23 protein-coding genes are annotated in these 22,162 nt (G+C 69.3%); 20 read left to right on the top strand and 3 right to left on the bottom strand.

What is annotated here, in order from left to right:
• Positions 1-66 precede the first annotated feature (66 nt).
• Both EVS81_RS13065 and EVS81_RS13070 read left to right on the top strand, forming a co-directional pair.
• The gene (locus tag EVS81_RS13065; protein WP_130110757.1) at positions 67-615 is read left to right on the top strand and encodes a GNAT family N-acetyltransferase; all 549 of its coding nucleotides are present in this window, start codon (positions 67-69) and stop codon (positions 613-615) included.
• Between the two features lie 186 nt (positions 616-801).
• Positions 802-2,193, top strand: coding sequence for an MFS transporter (locus EVS81_RS13070; RefSeq protein WP_130110758.1), 1,392 nt, complete (start codon positions 802-804; stop codon positions 2,191-2,193).
• A gap of 13 nt (positions 2,194-2,206) precedes the next feature.
• Here the strand turns inward: EVS81_RS13070 and cysE are convergent, their stop codons facing one another.
• Positions 2,207-2,776: a serine O-acetyltransferase gene (cysE, locus tag EVS81_RS13075; RefSeq protein WP_130110759.1), complete on the bottom strand. Its 570-nt coding sequence runs from the start codon at positions 2,774-2,776 to the stop codon at positions 2,207-2,209.
• A gap of 138 nt (positions 2,777-2,914) precedes the next feature.
• Positions 2,915-3,850: a cysteine synthase A gene (gene cysK, locus EVS81_RS13080; protein ID WP_130110760.1), complete on the bottom strand. Its 936-nt coding sequence runs from the start codon at positions 3,848-3,850 to the stop codon at positions 2,915-2,917.
• A 231-nt stretch (positions 3,851-4,081) separates the two neighbouring features.
• Between cysK and prmC the strand changes: the two genes are divergently transcribed.
• From prmC to EVS81_RS13150, 14 genes are all read left to right on the top strand, one after another.
• Positions 4,082-4,927: a peptide chain release factor N(5)-glutamine methyltransferase gene (gene prmC, locus EVS81_RS13085; RefSeq protein ID WP_240740080.1), complete on the top strand. Its 846-nt coding sequence runs from the start codon at positions 4,082-4,084 to the stop codon at positions 4,925-4,927.
• Positions 4,928-5,079: 152 nt separating this feature from the next.
• Positions 5,080-5,745 (top strand): L-threonylcarbamoyladenylate synthase, encoded by a 666-nt coding sequence (locus EVS81_RS13090; protein WP_130110762.1) that lies wholly within the window; start codon positions 5,080-5,082, stop codon positions 5,743-5,745.
• 2 nt (positions 5,746-5,747) lie between these two features.
• The gene (locus tag EVS81_RS13095; protein ID WP_130110763.1) at positions 5,748-6,983 is read left to right on the top strand and encodes an MraY family glycosyltransferase; all 1,236 of its coding nucleotides are present in this window, start codon (positions 5,748-5,750) and stop codon (positions 6,981-6,983) included.
• Positions 6,980-7,450 carry a Cg1360 family ATP-synthase-associated protein gene (locus EVS81_RS13100; protein ID WP_240739854.1) on the top strand — a complete coding sequence of 157 codons (471 nt, stop codon included), beginning with the start codon at positions 6,980-6,982 and terminating at the stop codon, positions 7,448-7,450. Before EVS81_RS13095 ends, EVS81_RS13100 begins: the two co-directional genes overlap by 4 nt.
• 164 nt (positions 7,451-7,614) lie before the next feature.
• A complete protein-coding gene (gene atpB / locus EVS81_RS13105; protein ID WP_240739855.1) occupies positions 7,615-8,436 on the top strand; it encodes a F0F1 ATP synthase subunit A in 822 nt (273 codons plus the stop codon).
• A gap of 54 nt (positions 8,437-8,490) precedes the next feature.
• On the top strand, positions 8,491-8,718 hold the full coding sequence (gene atpE / locus EVS81_RS13110) for an ATP synthase F0 subunit C (protein WP_053384488.1): 228 nt from the start codon (positions 8,491-8,493) through the stop codon (positions 8,716-8,718).
• A 35-nt stretch (positions 8,719-8,753) separates the two neighbouring features.
• The gene (locus EVS81_RS13115; RefSeq protein WP_130110764.1) at positions 8,754-9,302 is read left to right on the top strand and encodes a F0F1 ATP synthase subunit B; all 549 of its coding nucleotides are present in this window, start codon (positions 8,754-8,756) and stop codon (positions 9,300-9,302) included.
• The gene (locus EVS81_RS13120) at positions 9,302-10,078 is read left to right on the top strand and encodes a F0F1 ATP synthase subunit delta (protein ID WP_130110765.1); all 777 of its coding nucleotides are present in this window, start codon (positions 9,302-9,304) and stop codon (positions 10,076-10,078) included. Before EVS81_RS13115 ends, EVS81_RS13120 begins: the two co-directional genes overlap by 1 nt.
• 55 nt (positions 10,079-10,133) lie before the next feature.
• Positions 10,134-11,759: a F0F1 ATP synthase subunit alpha gene (atpA, locus tag EVS81_RS13125; RefSeq protein WP_130110766.1), complete on the top strand. Its 1,626-nt coding sequence runs from the start codon at positions 10,134-10,136 to the stop codon at positions 11,757-11,759.
• Positions 11,760-11,838: 79 nt separating this feature from the next.
• On the top strand, positions 11,839-12,729 hold the full coding sequence (locus EVS81_RS13130; protein ID WP_130110767.1) for a F0F1 ATP synthase subunit gamma: 891 nt from the start codon (positions 11,839-11,841) through the stop codon (positions 12,727-12,729).
• 23 nt (positions 12,730-12,752) lie between these two features.
• On the top strand, positions 12,753-14,216 hold the full coding sequence (atpD, locus tag EVS81_RS13135; RefSeq protein WP_130110768.1) for a F0F1 ATP synthase subunit beta: 1,464 nt from the start codon (positions 12,753-12,755) through the stop codon (positions 14,214-14,216).
• Positions 14,217-14,218: 2 nt separating this feature from the next.
• Positions 14,219-14,479: a F0F1 ATP synthase subunit epsilon gene (locus EVS81_RS13140; protein WP_130110769.1), complete on the top strand. Its 261-nt coding sequence runs from the start codon at positions 14,219-14,221 to the stop codon at positions 14,477-14,479.
• Positions 14,480-14,624: 145 nt separating this feature from the next.
• On the top strand, positions 14,625-15,431 hold the full coding sequence (locus EVS81_RS13145) for a YaaA family protein (RefSeq protein ID WP_130110770.1): 807 nt from the start codon (positions 14,625-14,627) through the stop codon (positions 15,429-15,431).
• Positions 15,432-15,461: 30 nt separating this feature from the next.
• Positions 15,462-16,271 (top strand): PP2C family protein-serine/threonine phosphatase, encoded by an 810-nt coding sequence (locus tag EVS81_RS13150; protein ID WP_130110771.1) that lies wholly within the window; start codon positions 15,462-15,464, stop codon positions 16,269-16,271.
• A gap of 52 nt (positions 16,272-16,323) precedes the next feature.
• Here EVS81_RS13150 and EVS81_RS13155 read toward each other — a convergent pair whose 3' ends face one another.
• Complete coding sequence (locus EVS81_RS13155) at positions 16,324-17,673, bottom strand: aminotransferase class III-fold pyridoxal phosphate-dependent enzyme (protein ID WP_130110772.1); 1,350 nt, start codon at positions 17,671-17,673, stop codon at positions 16,324-16,326.
• Positions 17,674-17,760: 87 nt separating this feature from the next.
• On the opposite strand from EVS81_RS13155, the gene EVS81_RS13160 reads away from it, so the two are divergent.
• From EVS81_RS13160 to rsmA, 4 genes are all read left to right on the top strand, one after another.
• On the top strand, positions 17,761-18,237 hold the full coding sequence (locus EVS81_RS13160; RefSeq protein ID WP_130110773.1) for an OsmC family protein: 477 nt from the start codon (positions 17,761-17,763) through the stop codon (positions 18,235-18,237).
• A gap of 235 nt (positions 18,238-18,472) precedes the next feature.
• A complete protein-coding gene (metG, locus tag EVS81_RS13165; protein WP_130110774.1) occupies positions 18,473-20,101 on the top strand; it encodes a methionine--tRNA ligase in 1,629 nt (542 codons plus the stop codon).
• On the top strand, positions 20,098-21,135 hold the full coding sequence (locus EVS81_RS13170; RefSeq protein WP_130110775.1) for a TatD family hydrolase: 1,038 nt from the start codon (positions 20,098-20,100) through the stop codon (positions 21,133-21,135). The genes metG and EVS81_RS13170 overlap by 4 nt, the downstream gene beginning before the upstream one ends.
• A 71-nt stretch (positions 21,136-21,206) precedes the next feature.
• A complete protein-coding gene (gene rsmA, locus EVS81_RS13175; protein WP_130111507.1) occupies positions 21,207-22,157 on the top strand; it encodes a 16S rRNA (adenine(1518)-N(6)/adenine(1519)-N(6))-dimethyltransferase RsmA in 951 nt (316 codons plus the stop codon).
• Positions 22,158-22,162: the final 5 nt, after the last annotated feature.

Here is a 22,162-nt window from a genome sequence, read left to right on the forward strand (position 1 = left end):
CCCGGTGCCCTCGCGCCGCCCGGTGTCGTCGCGCGCCCCGGCGGGCCCGGAACGTATCATGAGAGCATGACCGCCTCGACCGCACTCGCCGAGCCCATCGTCGGCCCCCTCGTCACCCTGCGCGCGCCGCTGAGCGCCGATCTCGACCCGCTCGTCGCAATCCTCACCGAGCCCGAGGTGGCGGAGTGGTGGGTGGGCTACACGCCGCAGCGCGTGCGCGAGGAGTTCATCGAGGCCCCGGAGACGACCCGCATCATCGAGGTCGAGGGGGAGTGCGCGGGCGCGCTCTACGTGCTGCGCGGCGAGGATCCCGAGTACCCCACCACGGTGATGCACCTCTTCCTCAGCACCCGCTTCCGCGGGCGTCGCATCGGCGAGGAGGTGCTGGCGCTCGCGATCCGGGCCGAGTTCGCCGACGGGATCTCCCGCGTCACGCTCGACCCGAACGTGCACAACGAGGGCGCCATCCGCAGCTACGAGCGCCTCGGATTCCGCCGCATCGGCGTGCTGCGCGACTACCAGGTGCGTCCGGGCGGGCACCTCGAGGACGCCCTCTTCCTCGACCTCACCCGGAGCGACTTCCCCGACGGCCCGCCGCTCCCGCCGCGGGGCTGACCTCGGCGTCCGCCGGCCCAACCCGAGCGAATTGCTCGAAACCGAGCGAATCGTCTGCGCTGGACGGCTCTGTTTCGCGCATCGGGCTCAGTTTCGGCGAACCCGGGCCCGGCGCACGCCCGGCGCACGCCCGGCGCACCCCGCCCCGCGGCGAGCAGCGCCCCGCCGGGCCGCTAGCATGGACCCATGCGAACCGCGCGGCCCCTGCTCCCCTGGGTCGTCTGGGGAGTCGCGGCCCTCGCCTACGCGGTCGCCATCATCAACCGCTCCTCGCTGTCGGCGCTCGGCCCTGCGGCGCAGGAGCACTTCGGCATCGACGCGACCGCGCTGTCGATGTTCGCCATGATCCAGCTCGTCGTCTACGCCGGGCTGCAGGTGCCGGTGGGCGTGCTGCTCGACCGCTTCGGCTCGACCAACATGATCCTCGGCGGCGGCGTGCTCATGGTGATCGGGCAGACGGTCATGGCGCTCGCCCCCGATGTGAGCCTCGCGATCCTCGCCCGCGTGCTGGTGGGGGCGGGCGACGCCTGCACGTTCATCAGCGTGATGCGCATCCTGCCCGAGTGGTTCGCGGTGCGGCAGCTCCCGACGGTGAGCCAGCTCACCGGCCTCATCGGCCAGGCGGGCCAGCTGGTCTCGGTGGCGCCGCTCGCCCTGCTGGTGAGCGTCGCCGGGTGGGCGAGCGGTTTTCTGGGCATCGCAGCGGCGGGGCTGCTGGTCGCGCTCCTCGGATCCCTCGTGCTGCGCAACCGCCCTGGAGACAGCACGCTCGCCGAGCGCATCATCGGCCGTCAGAGCCGCACGAGTCGCGATGCCCGGTCGCTCGCGACGCCGCCCGTCACCGGCGTCGTGGAGATGGCGCCTCCCGCGACCGAGATGATCCCGGTCATGAAGGAACCGCGAGTGCGCGGCCTGGGATTCTGGTCCCGCGCGCGTCGTCTGCTGCGGATCCCGGGCGTGCGCCTCGCCTACTGGGTGCACTTCACCTCGCCGTTCGCCGCCAACGTGTTCATCCTGCTGTGGGGCACGCCGTTCCTCGTGGGCGGCGTCGGCCTGTCGCCGCCGGCGGCGAGCGGCCTGCTCAGCCTCACGGTCGTGTCGTCGATGCTGGCCGGCCTGCTGCTCGGCCCGATCAGCTCGCGCTTCGTGGAGCGTCGGGTGTGGATCAACGTCGGCATCACGGTGGCGCTCGCCACCGTGTGGATCGCCGTGCTGCTCTGGCCCGGCGCGCCGCCGATGTGGCTGCTCGTGCTGCTGCTCGTGGTGATGCCGTTCGGCGGCCCTGCGTCCATGATCGCCTTCGAGGTGGCGCGATCCCACACGCCACGCAGCTTCGCGGGCTTCGGCACCGGCCTCGTCAACACCGCGGGCTTCACGGCGTCGCTGCTCGTGATCCTGCTCATCGGGCTGGTGCTCGACCTGCAGGGCGCGGGCTCGCCGGAGGACTACTCGCTCGGAGCGTTCAAGGTGGCGTTCGCGGTGCAGGTGCCCTTCTGGCTGCTGGGGCTCACCATGATCGTGATCGAGGCCCGCCGCACGAAGGGGTGGATGCAGGAGCACGGTCGGCGGCTGCGCTGAGCCGCGACAGGGCTCAGATGACGTAGAAGTCGGCGAGGTCCGGGGTCTCGGCCCGCGGTGCCCCCCGGCGCGGGCGGCCGTGCGCCGGGATCCCGGTGAGTGTGGTCCACGGCGGGGCAGAGTGCACCACCACCGCGTTCGAGCCGACCGCGCTGTCGTGGCCCAGCTCGATGTTGCCGAGCACCTTCGCGCCGGCGCCGAGGATCACCCGGTCCCCGATGGTCGGGTGGCGCTTGCCGCGGTTGTGGCCCGTGCCGCCGAGCGTGACCCCGTGGTAGATCAGCACATCGTCGCCGATGACGGCGGTCTCGCCGATCACCACGCCCATGCCGTGATCGATGAACAGGCGCCTGCCGATCGTGGCCCCCGGGTGGATCTCGATGCCGGTGAAGAAGCGCACGAGCTGGGAGAGCGCCCGGGGAAGGAGGCGCATGCCGCGATTCCAGAGCGCGTGCGAGACGCGATGCCACCAGACGGCGTGCAGCCCCGAGTAGATCAGGAACACCGAGGCGCCGCTGCGCGCGGCGGGATCGCCGGCCTGCGCGGCGCCGATGTCTTCGCGGATGCGGGAGAAGATGCTCACTGCGACCCTTCGCACTCGATCGGACGGATCCGCCGTTCCCGCTGCTCCCGCCGCCGCGGGGCCGGGGACGGATCCTTGCGTGCTGCAACAGCGGGCCCGCGCAGAAGATTCCCGCGCGGGCCCGCTGCGATGCGCGTGCTAGACCTCGAGATCCTCGAACAGCACCGTCGAGAAGTAGCGCTCGCCGAAGTCGGGCACCACGACCACGATCTTCTTGCCCGCGTTCTCGGGGCGCTTCGCGAGCTGCGTCGCGGCCCACACGGCTGCGCCGCCCGAGATGCCCGCGAGGATCCCCTCGTCGGTGCCGAGCGCGCGAGCCTTCGCGATCGAGTCTGCAAGGGTCACGTCGATGACCTCGTCGTAGATCTCGCGGTCGAGGATATCGGGCACGAAGTTGGCGCCGAGCCCCTGGATCTTGTGCGGGCCGGCCGTGCCCTCGGTGAGCAGCGGCGAGTCGATGGGTTCTACCGCGACGACGCGCACGTCGGGGTTCTGCTCCTTGAGGTACCCGCCGGCGCCCGTGATCGTGCCCCCGGTGCCGATGCCGGCGACGAAGATGTCGACCTGACCGTCGGTGTCGTTCCAGATCTCGGGGCCGGTGGTGGACCGGTGGATCGCCGGGTTCGCAGGGTTTGCGAACTGCTTCGCGAGCACGGCGCCCGGGGTGCTCGTCGCGATCTCTTCGGCCTTCGCGACTGCACCCTTCATGCCGAGCGGGCCCTCGGTCAGCACGATCTCGGCGCCGTAGGCGGCGAGCAGCTTGCGGCGCTCGATGCTCATCGTCTCGGGCATGGTGAGGATCACGCGGTAGCCGCGCGCGGCGCCGACGAAGGCGAGCGCGATGCCCGTGTTGCCGCTCGTGCCCTCGACGATGGTGCCGCCGGGCTGCAGCTCACCCGACTGCTCGGCCGCGTCGATGATCGCGATGCCGATGCGGTCCTTCACGGATCCAGCGGGGTTGTAGAACTCGAGCTTGGCGAACACCTCGGCCTCGGCGCCGTCGGTGACGCGGTTGAGGCGCACGAGCGGGGTGTTCCCGAAGGCCTGGGTGATGTTGTCGTAGGTGCGTGTCATGCGCTTCGATCTCCTTCTGGAGGTGATGGGAGTCAGGTGGGGGCCACCGAGAACTATAGCGCGAAGTTATTTGAGGAGTATCAATAACTTATGCAATGCGTCACCGTGTGACGGCGGCGCCGGCGGTGCCGCGCTGACACCGGGGCCGCGCGCGCGTGGACGAATGCCGCGGTGTGGCAGAGTGGGGGAGTGGAAGAGCGGAGCGCCGAGCGGGCGCAGCGGACCGGAGATCTGCTCGCCGAGCTGCGAGCGGTGCTCGCCGCGGGCGGGATCGAGGATCCCGACGCGGAGGCCCAACTGCTCCTCGGGCACGCGCTCGGGGCGTCGCGGGGGCGGGTGCAAGCGATGTCGGTGCTCGGCGCGCCGGTCGATCCCGAGCGCGTGGACGCGGTGCGCGAGCTCGCCGAGGAGCGTGCGCGCAGAGTCCCACTGCAGCATCTGACCGGCCGGGCGCCCTTCCGCTCGATCGAGCTCTCCGTGGGCCCCGGCGTGTTCGTGCCCCGCCCCGAGACCGAGACGGTCGCGCAGTTCGCGATCGATGCGCTGCAAGCGGTTCCGGATCCCGAGCCGGTCGCCGTCGATCTCTGCACGGGCAGCGGCGCCATCGCACTCGCGATCGCGGCCGAGGTGCCGACCGCGCGCGTCTGGGCGGTGGAGAAGAGTCGGGAAGCGCACGCGTGGGCCGAGCGCAACGTGCGCGAGTGGGGCGCCGGCAGGGTCGAACTGCTGCTCGGCGATGCGCGGGATCCGCAGCTGCCCGAGCGGATCGTCGGCCGAGTCGACGTGCTCGTCTCGAATCCGCCATACGTGCCCCGGGACATGGTGCCGCGGGACCCGGAGGTGCGGGACCACGATCCCGAGCTCGCGCTCTACAGCGGCGCCGACGGGCTCGAGCTGATCCGCGCCATCAGCCTCGTCGGCCTCGGACTGGTGCGCCCGGGCGGCACCCTCGTGCTCGAGCACGCCGAGATGCAGGGCGAGTCGATCCGCCGCCTCCTCGCCGCCGACGGCTGGCGCGCGGCGGCGACCCATCGCGATCTCACGGGGCGGGATCGCGCAACGACCGCGCTGCGCTGAGCCGCCCCCGCCGGTCGAGCGAGCGCAGCTCCCCGCCGGTCTGGCGCAGCGCAGCTCCCCGCCGATCGAGCGAGCGCAGCGAGTCGAGATCGAGCATCCGCGCGTTCGACTCGCTGCGCCTGCCCACCCGGCGGGGAGTAGAGTGAAGGGCTATGGCCGAAGTCTTCGATTGCTCCGATAGTCCCCAGCTGCTCGCGGGCATGCGCACCGCGCGGCGGGCGATCGGGCGCGGCGAACTCGTGGTGATGCCCACCGACACGGTCTACGGCGTGGCGGCCGACGCCTTCACGCCCGAGGCGGTGCAGCGACTGCTCGACGCCAAGGGGCGCGGCCGCCAGTCTCCGCCGCCCGTGCTCATCCCGAACACGAACACCCTCGCCGCGCTCGCCGCTGAGGTCACGACCCCGCTGCGCCGTCTGGCCGAGACGTTCTGGCCGGGCGGGCTCACGATCGTCACGCGCGCCAACCCGTCGCTCAGCTGGGATCTCGGCGAGACGGGCGGCACGGTCGCGCTGCGGATCCCGAACCACCCGCTCGCGCTCGAGCTGCTCGAGGAGACCGGCCCGCTCGCGGTCTCCTCGGCCAACCTGACCGGGGCCGCCGCGGCGCGCACCGCGGCGGCGGCGCAGGAGATGCTCGGCGACTCGATCTCGGTCTATCTCGAGGCGGGAGAGGCGGCGGGAGACGGCGTCGCCTCCACCATCATCGATGCGACCGGGCTCAGCGAGGACGGCGGCGTGCTGCGCGTGCTGCGCGAGGGCGGGGTGACCCGCGAGGCGATCGCCGAGCTGCTGCCGCAGGTGGCCTTCGGGGACTGAGCATGGCCCCCTATCTGGTCGTCGTCGCGGTCGCGGCGGTCGTGACCGCAGCTGCTTCCTACGCGATGCTGCGGCTCAGCCGGCGCTACCGGCTCGCCCCCGAGGTGCGGGCCCGCGACGTGCACCGAACGCCCACGCCGCGTCTCGGCGGGGTGGCGATGTTCGCCGGGATCCTCGCGGCGTTCGCGATCGCCGGCACGCAGGCCGAATTCGCCTCGCTCTACGAGCAGGGATCGAGAATGTGGGCACTGCTGGGGGCATGCGCCATCATCGCCGTGATCGGGGTGCTCGACGACCTGCTCGATCTCGACTGGATGATCAAGCTGGCGGCGCAGCTCGCGGCCGCCGGACTGCTGGCCTGGAACGGGGTGCAGATCGTCTCGCTCCCGCTGGGCGACACCCTCGTGGTCGGCTCGCCCATCGCCAACTTCGTGATCACCGTGTTCCTCATGACGCTCGTCATGAACGCCGTCAACTTCGTCGACGGCCTGGACGGCCTGGTGGCCGGCGTCGCGATCATCGCGAGCTCGGTGTTCTTCATCTACACCCGCATGCTGCACGCGCAGATGGGCCAGTTCGACTCAGTGGTGTTCGCGAGCCTCATCGCGATCGTGCTGATCGGCATCTGCATCGGCTTCCTCCCGTTCAACTGGCATCGCGCCCGCATGTTCATGGGGGACACCGGTGCGCTGCTCGTCGGCCTGCTCATGGCGACCTCGACCGTCTCGGTGACCGGGGAGCTCAACCCGGCCGCGCTCGATCAGAAGCTCGTGCTCGCCGCCTACATCCCCATCATCCTGCCGGTCGCGGTGCTGGCGCTGCCGCTCGCAGACTTCTCCCTCGCCGTGGTGCGACGTCTGCTGGCGGGCAAGAGCCCGTTCGCGGCCGACCGCCAGCACCTGCACCACCGGCTGCTCGACATGGGGCACTCGCCGGTGCAGGCGGTGCTCATCTTCTACCTCGGCACCGCCGTGCTGTCGATCGCGCTGCTGCTCGTGTTCACGCCCCAGAGCCTCGTGCTGCCCCTCGCCGTGCTGGTGGTCGGCACGCTCGCCTGCGGGCTGGTGCTGTTCTTCCCCGCCTCGCGGGTGCGCGCAGCCCTCGCGCAGCGGCGCTTGGTACGGTTGGGGGAGCGGGGAGTGCCCGCCGCCGACGCCACGCGCAGCTCGCGGACGGCCCTGAACCGCACGGGCGAAGCCGACGATGCAGACGAGGCAGACGAAAGGATCCCCGAGTGAGCAACCCCGCGACCCCCGAGTCGTTCGAGACCGAGCCGGCGCCCATGCCGACCTCGCAGCCGGTGCTGCTGCGCGCGTTGCGGTGGGGCATCCTGGCCACGATCGCGCTGGTGGTGGTGTTCGGGGGTATCGGATGGCTGGTGGCCGAGGGCCGCGGGCTCACGGGCGGGGCGATGGGCGCGGCCTTCGCGGGCGTGTTCCTGCTGCTCACCGTCGGCAGCATCGCCTTCGCCAACCGATTCGTCGACAGCCCCGTCTACGTGCCGGTGTTCTTCGGAATCGTGATGGGCGCCTGGCTCGTGAAGTTCATCGGGTTCATCGTGGCGCTCCTGATCCTGCGCGGCCAGCCGTGGCTGGATCCGCGCATGTTCTTCTTCGGACTGCTCGCCGGCGTGATCGTCTCGCTCGTGATCGACGTGCTCGTGGTGACGAAGTCGCGCATCCCTTACGTCTCCGATCCTCGCTGAGCGGATCCCGTTCCCCGATGTGGGCGCCGAGTTTCGCCCGGGGCTGAATCCTTGTTAGGATGGGGGAGTTCCCTGCCGGGTCGTGCTTGAGCCATGCCTGTCAGGCCGGGGGCACGACCATCGTTCGACGCTGTACAGCTATGTCTGTACCCCGAATCAGGAGAATGGCGCTGTTCGCAAACGCTATGCACCTCGTGACCCCGACTCTCTTCGCCGCGGAAGGTGAGTTCCATCCGCCGTCGATCAACGAGTTCTTCCCGCCGGCGCTCTGGTTCGAAGGCACGCCCTTCGAGATCAACCGCATCATGCTCATCCGCATCGTCATGGCGGTGCTGCTGCTCGTGCTGTTCTGGATCGGCACCCGCCGCATGCGCGTGATCCCCACTCGGGGGCAGTCCCTCACCGAGATGGCGCTCGACTTCGTGCGCATCAACATCGCCGAGGATCTGCTGGGCAAGGTCGACGGCCGTCGCTTCCTTCCCATCCTCACCGCGATGTTCTTCATGATCCTCGCGTTCAACATCACGGGTGTCATCCCCGGGCTCAACATCGCGGCGTCGTCGGTCATCGGCACCCCGCTCGTGCTCGCGGTCGTGTCGTACGTCACCTTCATCTACGCCGGCATCAAGAAGAGCCCGAAGAACTTCTTCAAGAACTCTCTCTTCCCCTCGGGCGTTCCGTGGCCGGTCTACATCATCGTGACCCCGATCGAGCTGATCTCGACCTTCGTCATCCGCCCGGTCACGCTGACCCTCCGTCTGCTCATGAACATGATGGTCGGGCACCTGCTGCTCGTGCTGTTCTTCGCGGCCACCAACTTCTTCATCCTGTACGCCGGGGGCTTCTTCCCCGCGCTCGGCGTCTTCACCTTCGCGTTCGGCTTCGCGTTCACGCTCTTCGAGATCCTCGTGGCCGTGCTCCAGGCCTACGTGTTCACCCTGCTCACCGCGGTCTACATTCAGCTCGCGCTGGCCGAAGACCACTAAAACCAACCGAGTTCGGCAACCGCCGTTCTTCACCTACGGAAGGAAACACACACTGTGTCTGTTCTCGCTGAAATCTCCGGCAGCATCGCGACCGTCGGCTACGGCCTCGCCGCCATCGGCCCCGCCATCGGTGTGGGCATCGTCGTGGGCAAGACCATCGAGGGCGTCGCTCGCCAGCCGGAGCTCGCCGGCCGCCTGCAGGTGCTGATGTGGATCGGCATCGCGTTCACCGAGGCGCTGGCGTTCGTCGGCATCGGTACCGCGTTCATGTTCGGCTACTGATCCCGCATCTGCAACAACCTTGAGAGGAGGCAACGATGATCAACACAATCGTTGTTGCTGCTGAGGATGCGGCGCCCAACCCGTTGCTCCCGGCGACCTATGACATTGTCTGGTCTGCGGTTGTATTCGTCATCCTTCTGATTGCCTTCTGGAGGGTCTTCCTCCCCAAGATGCAGGCCATGCTCGACGAGCGTGCCGAAGCGATCGAGGGCAACATCGCCAAGGCCGATGAGGCCCAGGCGAAGGCCGAGGCCGCGCTGCAGGAGTACACCGCGCAGCTCGCCAGCGCGCGCCAGGAAGCCGGCGAGATCCGTGAAGCGGCGCGTGCCGACGCGGCGAAGATCGTCTCCAAGGCCAAGGAGGACGCGGTGGTCGAGGCCGGCCGCGTCGCCCAGGCCGCGCAGAGCCAGATCGAGGCCGAGCGCCAGAGCGCCGTCGTGTCGCTGCGCAAGGACGTCGGCTCGCTCGCCGTCGACCTCGCCTCGAGCGTCGTCGGCGAGAGCCTCAGCGACGACCAGAAGGCCTCGGCCCTGGTCGACCGCTTCCTCGCCGACCTCGAGGCATCCGAGAAGGCGGCGAAGTAATGGGAAGCGCGTCACGCGAAGCACTGGCCCAGGCGCGCACCGCGCTGCGGGCGGGGCTCGATCAGGCTGCCGGCGGCGAACTGCTGCGGGTGGCGGGCCGTATCGCAGAGAGCCCCGCGCTCGCTGCCGCACTCGGCGACGCCTCGGCGGACGCCGTGGCGAAGACCCAGGTGGTCGAGCGACTGTTCGGCGGGATCTCCGCTGACGCGCGCTCCGTGCTCGTCGCCGCCGTGCATGCGCGGTGGTCGAACGTCGACGAGTTCGTCGCCGGTGTCGAGGAGCTCGGCCTGCGCGCCGAGGGCATCGCCAACCCGGAGCTCTCTGACGAGCTGCTCGCGGTCGCCGATCTGGTGGATCGCAGCCACGAGCTGCAGCTCAGCCTCGGCAGCAAGCTCGCCGAGCCCGCCGGTAAGGTGACGCTGGTGCAGCGCCTGCTGTCGGGCAAGACCTCCGCCTCGACCGTCGCGGTCGTGAGCCACCTCGTGGCGAACCCGCGCGGTCGTCGCCTCGATGCCGCTCTGCGCCAGGCTGCCCGCACGGCCGCGGATCAGGGCGGCAGCGAGCTCGCGACCGTCACGGTCGCGGCCCCCCTCAGCGGCGCACAGCAGGACCGTCTGGCCCGCGCGCTCGAGCAGTCGGCCGGTCGTCCGGTCAAGATCACCACGGTCGTCGATCCCGAGCTGATCGGCGGCGTGCGCATCCAGCTCGCCGACGACGTGATCGACGGCAGCGTCCGCGCCCGCCTGGAGGATCTCCGCCAGCAGCTCGCAGCGTAAGGCACAACTTTTCACCACCGGGGGCGGCGCTTCCGGACCAGACAGAGGAAACGAAATGGCAGAACTCTCAATCAGCCCGGACGAGATCCGCGACGCGCTGAAAGACTTCGCAGCGTCGTACGAGCCGACCCAGGCGGAGAAGACCGAGGTCGGCACGGTGGTCGACGCCGCAGACGGCATCGCACACGTCGCGGGCCTTCCCGGCGTGATGGCGAACGAGCTGGTGCGCTTCGAAGACGGCACGCTCGGCCTCGCGCAGAACCTCGAGGAAGACGAGATCGGTGTCGTCGTGCTCGGCGAGTTCACCGACATCGCCGAGGGCCAGCCGGTCACCCGCACCGGCGAGGTGCTCTCGGTACCCGTGGGCGAGGGCTACCTCGGCCGCGTGGTCGATCCGCTCGGCAACCCGATCGACGGCCTCGGCGAGATCGCCGGCGTCGAGGGGCGTCGCGCGCTCGAGCTGCAGGCGCCCGGCGTCATGCAGCGCAAGTCGGTGCACGAGCCGCTGCAGACCGGCATCAAGGCCATCGACGCGATGATCCCCGTAGGCCGGGGCCAGCGCCAGCTCATCATCGGCGACCGTCAGACCGGCAAGACCGCGATCGCGATCGACACGATCATCAACCAGAAGGCCAACTGGGAGTCGGGCGATACGACGAAGCAGGTGCGCTGCATCTACGTCGCGATCGGTCAGAAGGGCTCGACCATCGCCTCGGTGAAGGGCGCGCTCGAGGACGCGGGCGCGATGGAGTACACCACCATCGTGGCCTCGCCGGCCTCCGATCCCGCCGGCTTCAAGTACCTGGCGCCGTACACCGGCTCGGCCATCGGCCAGCACTGGATGTACGACGGCAAGCACGTGCTCATCATCTTCGACGACCTGTCCAAGCAGGCCGAGGCCTACCGCGCCGTGTCGCTGCTGCTGCGCCGCCCGCCGGGGCGCGAGGCCTACCCGGGCGACGTGTTCTACCTGCACTCCCGCCTGCTCGAGCGCTGCGCGAAGCTCTCGGATGAGCTGGGCGCCGGTTCGATGACCGGCCTGCCGATCATCGAGACGAAGGCGAACGACGTCTCCGCCTACATCCCGACCAACGTGATCTCGATCACCGACGGCCAGATCTTCCTGCAGTCCGACCTCTTCAACGCCAACCAGCGTCCCGCGGTCGACGTGGGCATCTCGGTGTCGCGCGTCGGCGGCGACGCGCAGGTGAAGTCGATCAAGAAGGTCTCCGGCACGCTCAAGCTCGAGCTCGCCCAGTACCGCGCTCTCGAGGCGTTCGCGATGTTCGCCTCGGATCTCGACGCGGCGAGCCGCAAGCAGCTGGAGCGGGGCGCCCGCCTCACCGAGCTGCTCAAGCAGCCGCAGTACACCCCGTACCCCGTCGAGGAGCAGACCGTCTCGATCTGGGCCGGCACCAACGGCTACCTCGACGAGGTGCCGGTCGAGGACATCCTGCGCTTCGAGCGCGAGTTCCTCGACTACCTGGGCCGCAACTCGGAGGCGCTGAACACGCTCCGCTCGACCAACGTGCTCGACGACGACACCGTCGCCGAGGTCACCGCGCAGATCGAGAAGTTCAAGAGCGAGTTCCGCACCTCCTCGGGCAAGGCCCTGAACGAGCAGTTCGAGGCGCTCGACGAGGCAGAGATCAAGCAGGAGCAGCTGGTCGTCAAGAAGTAGCGACGGCTTCGGCGGGGGCGCGAGCCCCCGCCGATCCCGAGCCACCTGACCAGCCAGCCCCGACCAGTACAGGAGAGACATGGGAGCGCAACTTCGGGTCTACCGGCAGAAGATCCGTTCTGCCCAGACGACCAAGAAGATCACCCGTGCGATGGAGCTGATCGCAGCCTCTCGCATTCAGAAGGCGAAGGCCCGCGTCGAGGCTTCGACGCCCTACGCCACCGCGATCACGCGGGCGGTCTCGGCCGTCGCCACGCACTCGAACACCGACCATCCGCTGCTCACCGAGGCCGAGACGGTCGAGCGTGCGGCAGTGGTGATCTTCACCTCGGACCGCGGTCTCGCGGGCGCCTTCAACTCGCAGGTGCTGCGCGAGGCCGAGGAGCTCTCCGAGCTCCTGCGGGAAGAGGGCAAGGACGTCGTCTACTACCTGATCGGTCGCAAGGCCCAGGGGTACTTCTCCTTCCGCCGCAGGCCCTCCGAGCGCGTGTGGACCGGTGACACGGAGAACCCGAGCTTCGAGACGGCCAAGGAGATCGCCGAGTCGCTGCTCGAGATCTTCGCCCGCCCCGCCGCCGAGGGCGGCGCGCAGGAGATCCACCTTGTCTACAACCGCCTCATCAGCATGGTGAGCCAGGTTCCCGAGGTGCATCGCCTGCTTCCGCTGCAGGTGGTGGAGGGCGTCGCAGAGGCCAGTGAAGGGCCCGAGTCGCTCTACGAGTTCGAGCCCGACGCCGATACGGTGCTCGACCAGCTGTTGCCGGCGTACATCGAGTCGCGCATCTTCAATGCGCTGCTCGAGTCGGCGGCCGCCAAGCATGCTGCCACGCAGAAGGCGATGAAGTCGGCGAGCGACAACGCCGACACGCTGATCCGCGACTACACGCGCCTCGCCAACAACGCCCGCCAGGCCGAGATTACCCAGCAGATTTCCGAAATCGTAGGCGGCGCCGACGCGCTGTCGAGCTAGAAGAAGCACGAAGAGAGAGAAACATGACCGAAACCGCCGCAGTGGCGACTGAGGCCGCAACGAAGGTCGTCGGGCGGATCGCTCGAGTGACCGGCCCCGTCGTCGACATCGAGTTCCCGCACGACGCGATCCCCGCCGTCTACAACGCTCTCAAGACCACCGTCGACTTCGGTGACGGGTCCGAGCCCTCCACGCTCGTGCTCGAGGTCGCCCAGCACCTCGGCGACAACCTCGTGCGCGCCATCGCCCTGAAGCCCACCGACGGCCTCGTGCGCGGCCAGGAGGTCGTCGACACCGGCGACTCGATCACCGTGCCCGTCGGCGACGTCACCAAGGGCAAGGTCTTCAACGTGACCGGCGACGTGCTCAACCTCCCCGAGGGCGAGACGATCGAGGTGTCCGAGCGCTGGAGCATCCACCGCGAGCCCCCGGCGTTCGACCAGCTCGAGTCGAAGACGCAGCTGTTCGAGACCGGTATCAAGGTCATCGACCTGCTGACCCCCTACGTGCAGGGCGGCAAGATCGGCCTCTTCGGCGGCGCCGGCGTGGGCAAGACCGTTCTGATCCAGGAGATGATCCAGCGCGTGGCGCAGGATCACGGCGGCGTGTCGGTCTTCGCCGGTGTGGGCGAGCGCACCCGTGAGGGCAACGACCTCATCCACGAGATGGACGAGGCCGGCGTCTTCGACAAGACGGCACTCGTGTTCGGCCAGATGGATGAGCCGCCGGGGACCCGTCTGCGCGTCGCGCTGTCGGCCCTGACCATGGCGGAGTACTTCCGCGATGTGCAGAAGCAGGACGTGCTGCTCTTCATCGACAACATCTTCCGCTTCACGCAGGCCGGTTCCGAGGTATCGACGCTGCTCGGCCGCATGCCCTCCGCCGTGGGCTACCAGCCGAACCTCGCCGACGAGATGGGCATCCTGCAGGAGCGCATCACCTCGACCCGCGGTCACTCGATCACCTCGCTGCAGGCGATCTACGTCCCCGCCGACGACTACACCGACCCGGCTCCGGCGACCACCTTCGCCCACCTCGACGCGACCACCGAGCTCTCGCGAGAGATCGCGTCGAAGGGTCTGTACCCGGCTGTGGATCCGCTGACCTCCAGCTCGCGCATCCTCGATCCCCGCTACTTGGGCGAAGATCACTACCGCGTGGCCACCACGGTCAAGCAGATCCTGCAGAAGAACAAGGAGCTGCAGGAGATCATCGCGATCCTCGGCGTCGACGAGCTCTCCGAAGAGGACAAGATCACGGTGGCCCGCGCACGCCGTATCCAGCAGTTCCTCTCGCAGAACACCTACATGGCGAAGAAGTTCACCGGTGTCGAGGGCTCCACGGTTCCGCTCAAGGACACCATCGAGTCGTTCGACGCGATCGCCAAGGGCGAGTTCGACCACGTCGCGGAGCAGGCGTTCTTCAACGTCGGCGCCATCTCGGACGTCGAAGAGAACTGGGCCAAGATGCAGAAGGATCTGGCCTGAGCATGGCGCTCAACGTCAGCGTCGTCTCCGCCGATCGCGAGGTCTGGACCGGCTCGGCCGCCCAGGTCATCGCGAAGACGGTCGAGGGCGAGATCGGCATCCTCGGTGGTCACGAGCCGCTGCTCGCGAAGCTCGCGCAGGGCGAGGTGCGGGTGACCACCGCCGACGGTGAGAAGGTCAAGGTCGATGCCGAGGGGGGCTTCCTCTCCGTCGATCACGACACGGTGACCATCGTCGCCGGGCGAGCTGCACTCGTTCAGTAGCAGTTCTTCCGCTCCGACGCCGAGGCCGGACGTCGCCCCCGTGGGCGGCTCCGGCCTCTCGTCGTCTCCGCGGCCCTGCACTCCGGTCATCGTCATGCTGCGCGAAGTCGCAGGATCCATCCCGTCTCCGAAAGGGAACCTCCGAATGCTCGTGCTCCTTCCGCCTTCCGAGACCAAACGCCTCGGAGGATCGGGTGCGCTGGATCCCGCCGCGCTGCACGCGCCTGAGGCGTTGCAGGCGGCTCGTGAGCGGGTGCGCGCCGCGCTGGTCGAGCTGAGCCGCGACGAGGAGGCGGCGGCGAAGAGCCTGAAGCTCGGGGTGAAGAACCGCGGCGAGCTCGACCACAATCTGCGGCTCGGCTCGAGCGGCGTGATGCCCGCGATCGAGCGCTACACCGGAGTGCTCTACGACGCACTCGACGTCGGGTCGCTCTCTGCCCCCGAGCGCGCCTGGATCGATGCGCACGTCATGGTGCAGTCCGCGCTCTTCGGCCTGGTGAGCGCGGGAGACGCGATCCCGGCGTACCGGCTCTCGGCGGGATCGCGTCTGCCGCAGCTCGGAGCGCCCCTCAAGCGGGTGTGGGGCGAGGCCCACGCCCAGGTCAGCTGGGCCGAGGGCACCCTGCTGCTCGACCTGCGCTCCAAGGACTACGGTGCGCTCGCTCCGCTGCCGAATGGGTACTTCCTCAACGTGGTGCAGCGAGGCGAGAACGGCGAGGTGCGTGCGCTGAACCACTTCAACAAGGCGGCCAAGGGTGATCTCGTGCGGCGTCTCGCCCGATCCGGCGCCACCCCCGGGGGCGCAGAGATCGTCGGCGTCGAAGAGCTGCTGCGCTGGTCCCGCGACGAGGGGCTCGAGATGACGCTCTCCGAGGCGGATCGCTCGGTCACGCTGGTGACCGAGCTGGGGGCGCCTGCTCGCGCGTCCTCCTCCGGCGCGGTGGCGCGATAGGATGTTGAAGATGTCTATGGAGCGGAAGCAGTGACCACTCGAGGTGAGAACGCGTCTCACCGGCGTCTGCGCTACCGCGGTGACCGCGACACCGAGATCGAGCTGTCGTGGTTCGCGCTGACCGACGTCGGTCGTCGGCGTGACACCAACCAGGACAGCTATGTCGCTCTGCCGCCCATCTTCGCGGTGGCCGACGGTATGGGCGGACACTCGGCCGGCGAGATCGCGTCAGCGGCGGTGGTGCGTCGCCTGGCCGAGCTCGGCGGCAACATGGAGGTCGGCGAAACCGACATCGACGAGATGCTGAGCGACGCCGTCGACGACATCGAGCTCGATGCGGGGGAGACCGAGCTCGGCGCAGGCACGACCGTTACGGGCGTCTGCATGAGCCCCGAAGACGAGCCGACCTGGCGCGTCTTCAACATCGGCGACTCGCGCGTCTACCAGTACTTCAAGGGAGCGTTGAGTCAGATCACCGTCGATCACTCGGTTGTGCAGCACCTTCTCGACACCGGTGCGATCACCGAGGAAGAGGCGGAGATCCATCCGCACGCCAACGTGATCACCCGCGCGGTGGGCTTCAACGAGGCGCCGATTCCGGACTACACCGCCCTCGCGCTGATCCCGGGGCAGCGCCTGCTCATCTGTTCCGACGGGCTGACCAAGGAGCTCACCGACATCGGGATCCAGCACTTCCTCGCCACTCAGCCCACCGCTGAGGACGCAGCGCGCACCCTGGTGCAGCAATCGCTCGAGAACGCGGGACGCGACAACGTGACTGTGATCGTGATCGATGTGCACGCGGTCGGCGAGGATCGCACGGAGGAGATCACGGTCTGACCGTGCCCCGTCCCGCTGGCTGAGCGAGCGCGCTTGCTCAGCCAGCGGCCGCTCAGGCTGCGGCGAATGCCGCCTCGAGTACGTCGATCACATCGTCGATCAGCTCGTCGCTCATCTTGAGCGAGGGCAGGAAACGGATGCCCTGGTTGTAGATGCCGGTGCTCAGCAGGATGACGCCGTTGCGCGATGCGTAGTCGATGACCTTCGCCACGAGATCGGCATCGGGCTCGAGGGTGCCGGGCTTCACGAGCTCCACGGCCAGCATCGCGCCCCGTCCGCGCACCTCGGCGATGGCCGGGTACTGCTCCTTGAGCCGGTTCAAGCCGGCGGTGAAGCGGGCTTCGATGCGCTTCGCCTCGGCGAGCAGCGATTGTGCCTCGAGCTGCTCGAACACAGCCACCGCAGCCGCGCACGCCACGGGGTTGCCGCCGAAGGTGCCGCCCAGCCCGCCCGGCTGCGACTTGTCCATGATCTCGGCGCGGCCGGTGATGCCCGCGAGCGGCAGTCCGCCGGCGATGCCCTTCGCCGTGAGCACGATGTCGGGTTCGACGCCGAACTGCTCGATCGAGAAGACGGTGCCGGTGCGCGCCATGCCGGCCTGCACCTCGTCTGCGATGAAGACGATCCCGTTCTCGCGGCACCACTCGGCGAGCGCCGGCAGGTAGCCTTCGGCGGGCACGATGAACCCGCCCTCGCCCTGGATGGGTTCGACCACGAGGCACGCCAGATCCTCGGCCCCTGCGGTCTTCTCGAGGTGGGCGATGGTGCGCGCCGCTGCTTCGGGGCCGGTCAGCCCGTCGTGCAGCGGGTACGAATTAGGTGCCCGATAGATATCGCCGGCGCGAGGGCCGTAGCCGTAGGCGTAGGGCACGGCCTTGTGGTTCATGCTGCTGGTGAGCAGGGTGCGACCGTGGTAGGCGTGCTCGAGTACGGCGACACCGGGACGGCCGGTGTACTTGCGCGCGATCTTCACGCCGTTCTCGACGGCCTCGGCGCCCGAGTTCATGAGCAGGGTCTTGTAGGGCTGCTCGGGCGTCGATCCCGGCACGTGCTGCGCGAGGTACTCGGCGACCCGCACGTAGGGTTCGTAGGGCGTCATCGTGAAGAGGGTGTGCGTGACCTTGTTGAGCTGTGCCGTGGCGGCGGCGACCACGGCCTCGTCGGTGTGACCGATCGTGGTGACGCCGATGCCGCCGCAGACGTCGACGAGCTGGTTGCCGTCGACGTCGACGACGATCGCGTCGTGGGAGCGCTCGATGTATACGGGCAGCACGCTGTGCACGCCCGGCGGCACGACGGCCCTGCGACGCTCATGGATCTCTCGTGAGCGGGGACCCGGGATCTCGGTGACGACGAGACGCTGCTGGGGAATGCTGGTTTCGGAGAGGGTCGCTTCGCTCATACGCCTGATCTTACTCTCGGAGCGGTCGAGATCTTGCCGGGAGCCGCTCCGTGATGGATGCGGGATCCGCGGCGGTAGTGTGGGCGCATGAAGGATCTGCACGAGTACCGCATCGGGATCGAGTGGACGGGCAATCGGGGAACGGGCACGAGCGGGTATCGCGCGTATGGGCGGCAGCTGCTGATCCACGCGGAGGGGAAAGCGGCGCTGGAGGGTTCGGCCGACCGCACGTTCCACGGCGACGCCGACCGCTGGAACCCGGAGGAATTGCTGGTCACTGCACTCGCGCAGTGCCACATGCTGTCGTACCTCCACATGGCCGTCCGGGCCGGTGTGGTCGTGACGGCCTACACCGACGACGCCGTGGGGACGATGCGCCAGGAGGGGCTGGGCGGGGCCTTTTCAGGCGTCGTGCTGCGTCCGCGGGTGACGGTGGCCGACGCGTCGATGGTCGAGGCGGCCCGCGCGGCGCACGCCGAGGCCCGCGAGGTCTGCTTCATCGCGAACTCGGTCAACTTTCCCGTGACGCACGAGCCGCAGATTCTGGTCGCGCACGCGGAGTGACCCGGGCGGCGGCTCTCGTGCGGGTGAGCGCCAGTCGTGCAGGACAAAACCCGTCATACAGGACGATTGGGAGGAAAGGCTCCTGCATGACCGGAGTTCTCCTGCATGACGGGAGTCCGCGCTGGGACGCCGGGCGCCGGGACGCCGGGCGCCGGGCGCCGGGCGCCGGGCGCCGGGACGCCGGGCGCCGGGACGCCGGGCGAGCCTGTCACCGGTTCCGAATACAATGGAACCCATGGCACCGGACCCCCAGGCACAGCCCGCGCAGGCGCAGCCCTCCTCGTTCTTCCTCACGACGCCCATCTTCTACGTCAACGACGCGCCCCACATCGGGCATGCCTACACGGAAGTGGCGGCCGACGTGCTCGCGCGCTGGCACCGCCAGGCCGGAGACGACAGCTGGTTCCTCACCGGCACCGACGAGCACGGCCAGAAGATCCTGCGCACGGCCACGGCGAACGGCGTCGCGCCGCAGGAGTGGGCCGACCGTCTCGTCGAGTCGGCGTGGAAGCCGCTGCTCGACACCATCGACATCTCGAACGACGACTTCATCCGCACCACGGATGCGCGCCACGAGACGGGCGTCGCCAAGTTCCTGCAGAAGCTGCACGACGACGGGCACGTCTACGCGGGCGAGTTCGAGGCGCTCTACTGCGTCGGGTGCGAGGAGTTCAAGCCGAAGAGCGAGATCGTCGACGGCACCGGCGCCTTCGCGGGTGAAAAGGTCTGTGCGATCCACTCCAAGCCGCTCGAACTGCTGCAGGAGAAGAACTACTTCTTCAAGATGAGCGCGTTCCAGGATCGGCTGCTGGCGCTCTACGAGGAGCGCCCCGACTTCGTGCAGCCGGCCAGCGCGCGCAACGAGGTGGTCGCCTTCGTGCAGCAGGGGCTCGAAGACCTGTCGATCTCGCGCACCTCGTTCGACTGGGGCATTCCGATCCCGTGGGATTCGAGCCACGTCACCTACGTCTGGTTCGACGCGCTGCTCAACTACGTCACCGCCATCGGCTACGGCGAGGATCCCGAGCAGTTCGCGCGTCGCTGGCCCGCGACCCACATCGTCGGCAAGGACATCCTCCGCTTCCACGCGGTGATCTGGCCCGCGATGCTCATGGCGGCGGGGCTCGAGGTACCGGAGCACGTCTTCGCGCACGGCTGGCTGCTGGTGGGCGGCGAGAAGATGTCGAAGTCGAAGCTCACGGGGATCGCGCCGCAGGAGATCACCGACACCTTCGGTAGCGACGCGTTCCGTTACTACTTCATGCGCGCCATCTCGTTCGGCCACGACGGGTCCTTCAGCTGGGAGGATCTGGCGGCCCGCTACCAGGCCGAGCTGGCCAACGGCTTCGGCAACCTCGCCAGTCGTGCGCTCGCGATGAATCGCAAGTACTTCGACGGCCGGGTGCCGCAGGCCTCTGCGGACGCGGACACCGCCGCAGAGGCGCAGATCCGGGAGCTCGCCGCGAGCGTGGCGGCCCGGGCCGATGAACGCATCGAGGCCTTCGCGATCCACGAGGCCATCGCCGCGGTCTGGGAGCTGGTCGACGCGCTCAACGGGTACATCACCGAGCAGGAGCCCTGGGCGCTCGCGAAGGATCCGGCGCAGCGCGAGCGGCTGGCCACCGTGCTCTACACCGTGTCCGAGGGGCTGCGCGCGCTCGCCGTGCTGCTGGCCCCGGTGATCCCGCAGGCCACCGCGAAGCTGTGGACGGCGCTGGGCGCCGAGGCCGCGCTCGGGGCTCTTTCCGAGCAGCCGATTCGCGAGGCCGGCGCGTGGGGCGGTCTGCCCGCGGGTGCCGAGCAGCAGCCGCTCGCCGTGCTGTTCCCGCGCATCGAGGCCGAGGTAGGAGCAGATTCGCGATGAGCGCCGACGCTTCTCGTCGTGCTGCGCGAGCGGAGCGAGTCGACCGATCGGCGGGCTCGGCCCCCGCGGCGCCGCACCGCGCCGAGGCGGAGGGCCGCACGGCGCCTCCGGGTGGTCTGCGCAAGCGCACGACGTCGGAGGGGCGGGACCTGACCCGCCCCCCGAGTCCCGAGCCGCTGCCGATTCCGCTCTACGACAACCATGCCCATCTCGAGTTCGAGGACGGCATCGATCAGCTCGATCCGCTCGACTCCCTCGATCGCGCCGGGGCCGTGGGCGTGCGCGGCGTCGTGCAGGTCGGCACCGACCTCGAGACGAGCCGCTGGAGCGCGCAGCTCGCGCAGAGCGACCCGCGCGTGCTCGCCGCCGTCGCACTGCACCCGAACGAGGCGCCGAAGCTCTTCGCGCAGGGGTGCCTCAGTGCGCAGCTCTCCGAGATCTCCCGCCTCGCTGCTCAGCCTCGCGTGCGCGCGGTGGGGGAGACGGGGCTCGACTTCTTCCGCACCGGCGAAGACGGGCGGGATGCGCAGATCGAGTCGTTCGAGACGCACATCGAGATCGCAAAGGCCAACGGGATCGCCCTGCAGATCCACGACCGCGACGCTCACGACGAGGTGGTCGCGACTCTGCTGCGCGTCGGCGCCCCCGAGCGCACGGTGTTCCACTGCTTCTCGGGCGACACTCGGCTCGCCCGCATCTGCAACGAGCACGGGTGGTACATGTCGTTCGCCGGTACGACCACGTTCAAGAATGCTCCGGCGCTCCGCGAGGCGCTGACCGTGGCCCGGCCCGAGCTGGTGCTCGCCGAGACCGACGCGCCGTTCCTCACCCCGGAGCCCTACCGCGGGCGTCCCAACGCCCCGTACCTCCTGCCGCACACCGTGCGTCGCATGGCCGACGCACTCGACGAGCCGCTCGACACGCTCTGCGAGCGCATCGCGGCGAACACGGTGCGGGTCTACGGCTCGTGGGATCCGGATGCGGCGGCCGGTGCGCGGAATCCCGAACCCGCCGCCGTCGGGGATTCGGCGTGAGCGACGGCATCGGCCCGGCGGGGTCGGGGGAGCACGGTGACCCGAACGGTACGCCATCTCGGAGGTCCGCGCTGCTGGGCCCCGCCGAGGTGCGGGAGCTCGCCGAGCGACTCGGCGTCTCACCGACCAAGAAGCTCGGGCAGAACTTCGTCATCGATCCCAACACCGTGCGCAAGATCGTGCGTCTCGCGGGTGTCCGTGAGGGCGACCGCGTCATCGAGGTCGGCCCGGGGCTCGGGTCGCTCACGCTCGGCATCACCGAAGCCGGCGCGGAGGTAACGGCCGTTGAGATCGACCACCGTCTCGCCGCAGAACTGCCGAGCACCGCGCGCGCGATGCAGCCAGATATCTTCGCCGATCCAGCGCGGCCCCGCCTGCACGTGGTGCGCAGCGACGCGCTCGAGGTGACGCTCGCGGATCTGCTCCTCCGGCGTCCCGGTCGGGCCGCGGAGATGGAATCTATCGCCACATCCGCCTCGCGGGATGAAGCCCGCGACTCGCATGGCTCAGTGGCGCTGCCCGAGGTGCTCGTGGCCAATCTGCCGTACAACGTCTCGGTGCCGATTCTCATGCATCTGCTCGAGTTGCTGCCGAGCCTGCGCCGCGGGCTGGTCATGGTGCAGTCGGAGGTCGGCACCCGCATCGCGGCCTCGCCCGGATCGAAGGAGTACGGCGCCCCGAGTGCCAAGGCCGCGTGGTACGGGGAGTGGCGGATCGCCGGCACTGTGAGCCGGCGCATCTTCTGGCCGGTGCCCGGCGTCGACTCGGTGCTGGTGAGCTACGAGCGACGCGGGCAGCCGCGCGGCGACGAGGCGGAACGGCACGGCACGTTCGCGCTGGTCAATGCCGCCTTCGCGCAGCGCCGCAAGATGCTGCGCCAGGCGCTGCAACCCGTGCTGGGCCCCCTCGACCGCGCGATCGCGGTGATCGAGGCCGCCGGGCTCGACCCGACGTCTCGGGCGGAACAGCTCGGTATCGACGACTATCTCGCGCTGGCCCGCAGCCACGCTCGACGCTCCTGAGGATC

Source organism: Leucobacter triazinivorans, assembly GCF_004208635.1.
Classification (GTDB): domain Bacteria; phylum Actinomycetota; class Actinomycetes; order Actinomycetales; family Microbacteriaceae; genus Leucobacter; species Leucobacter triazinivorans.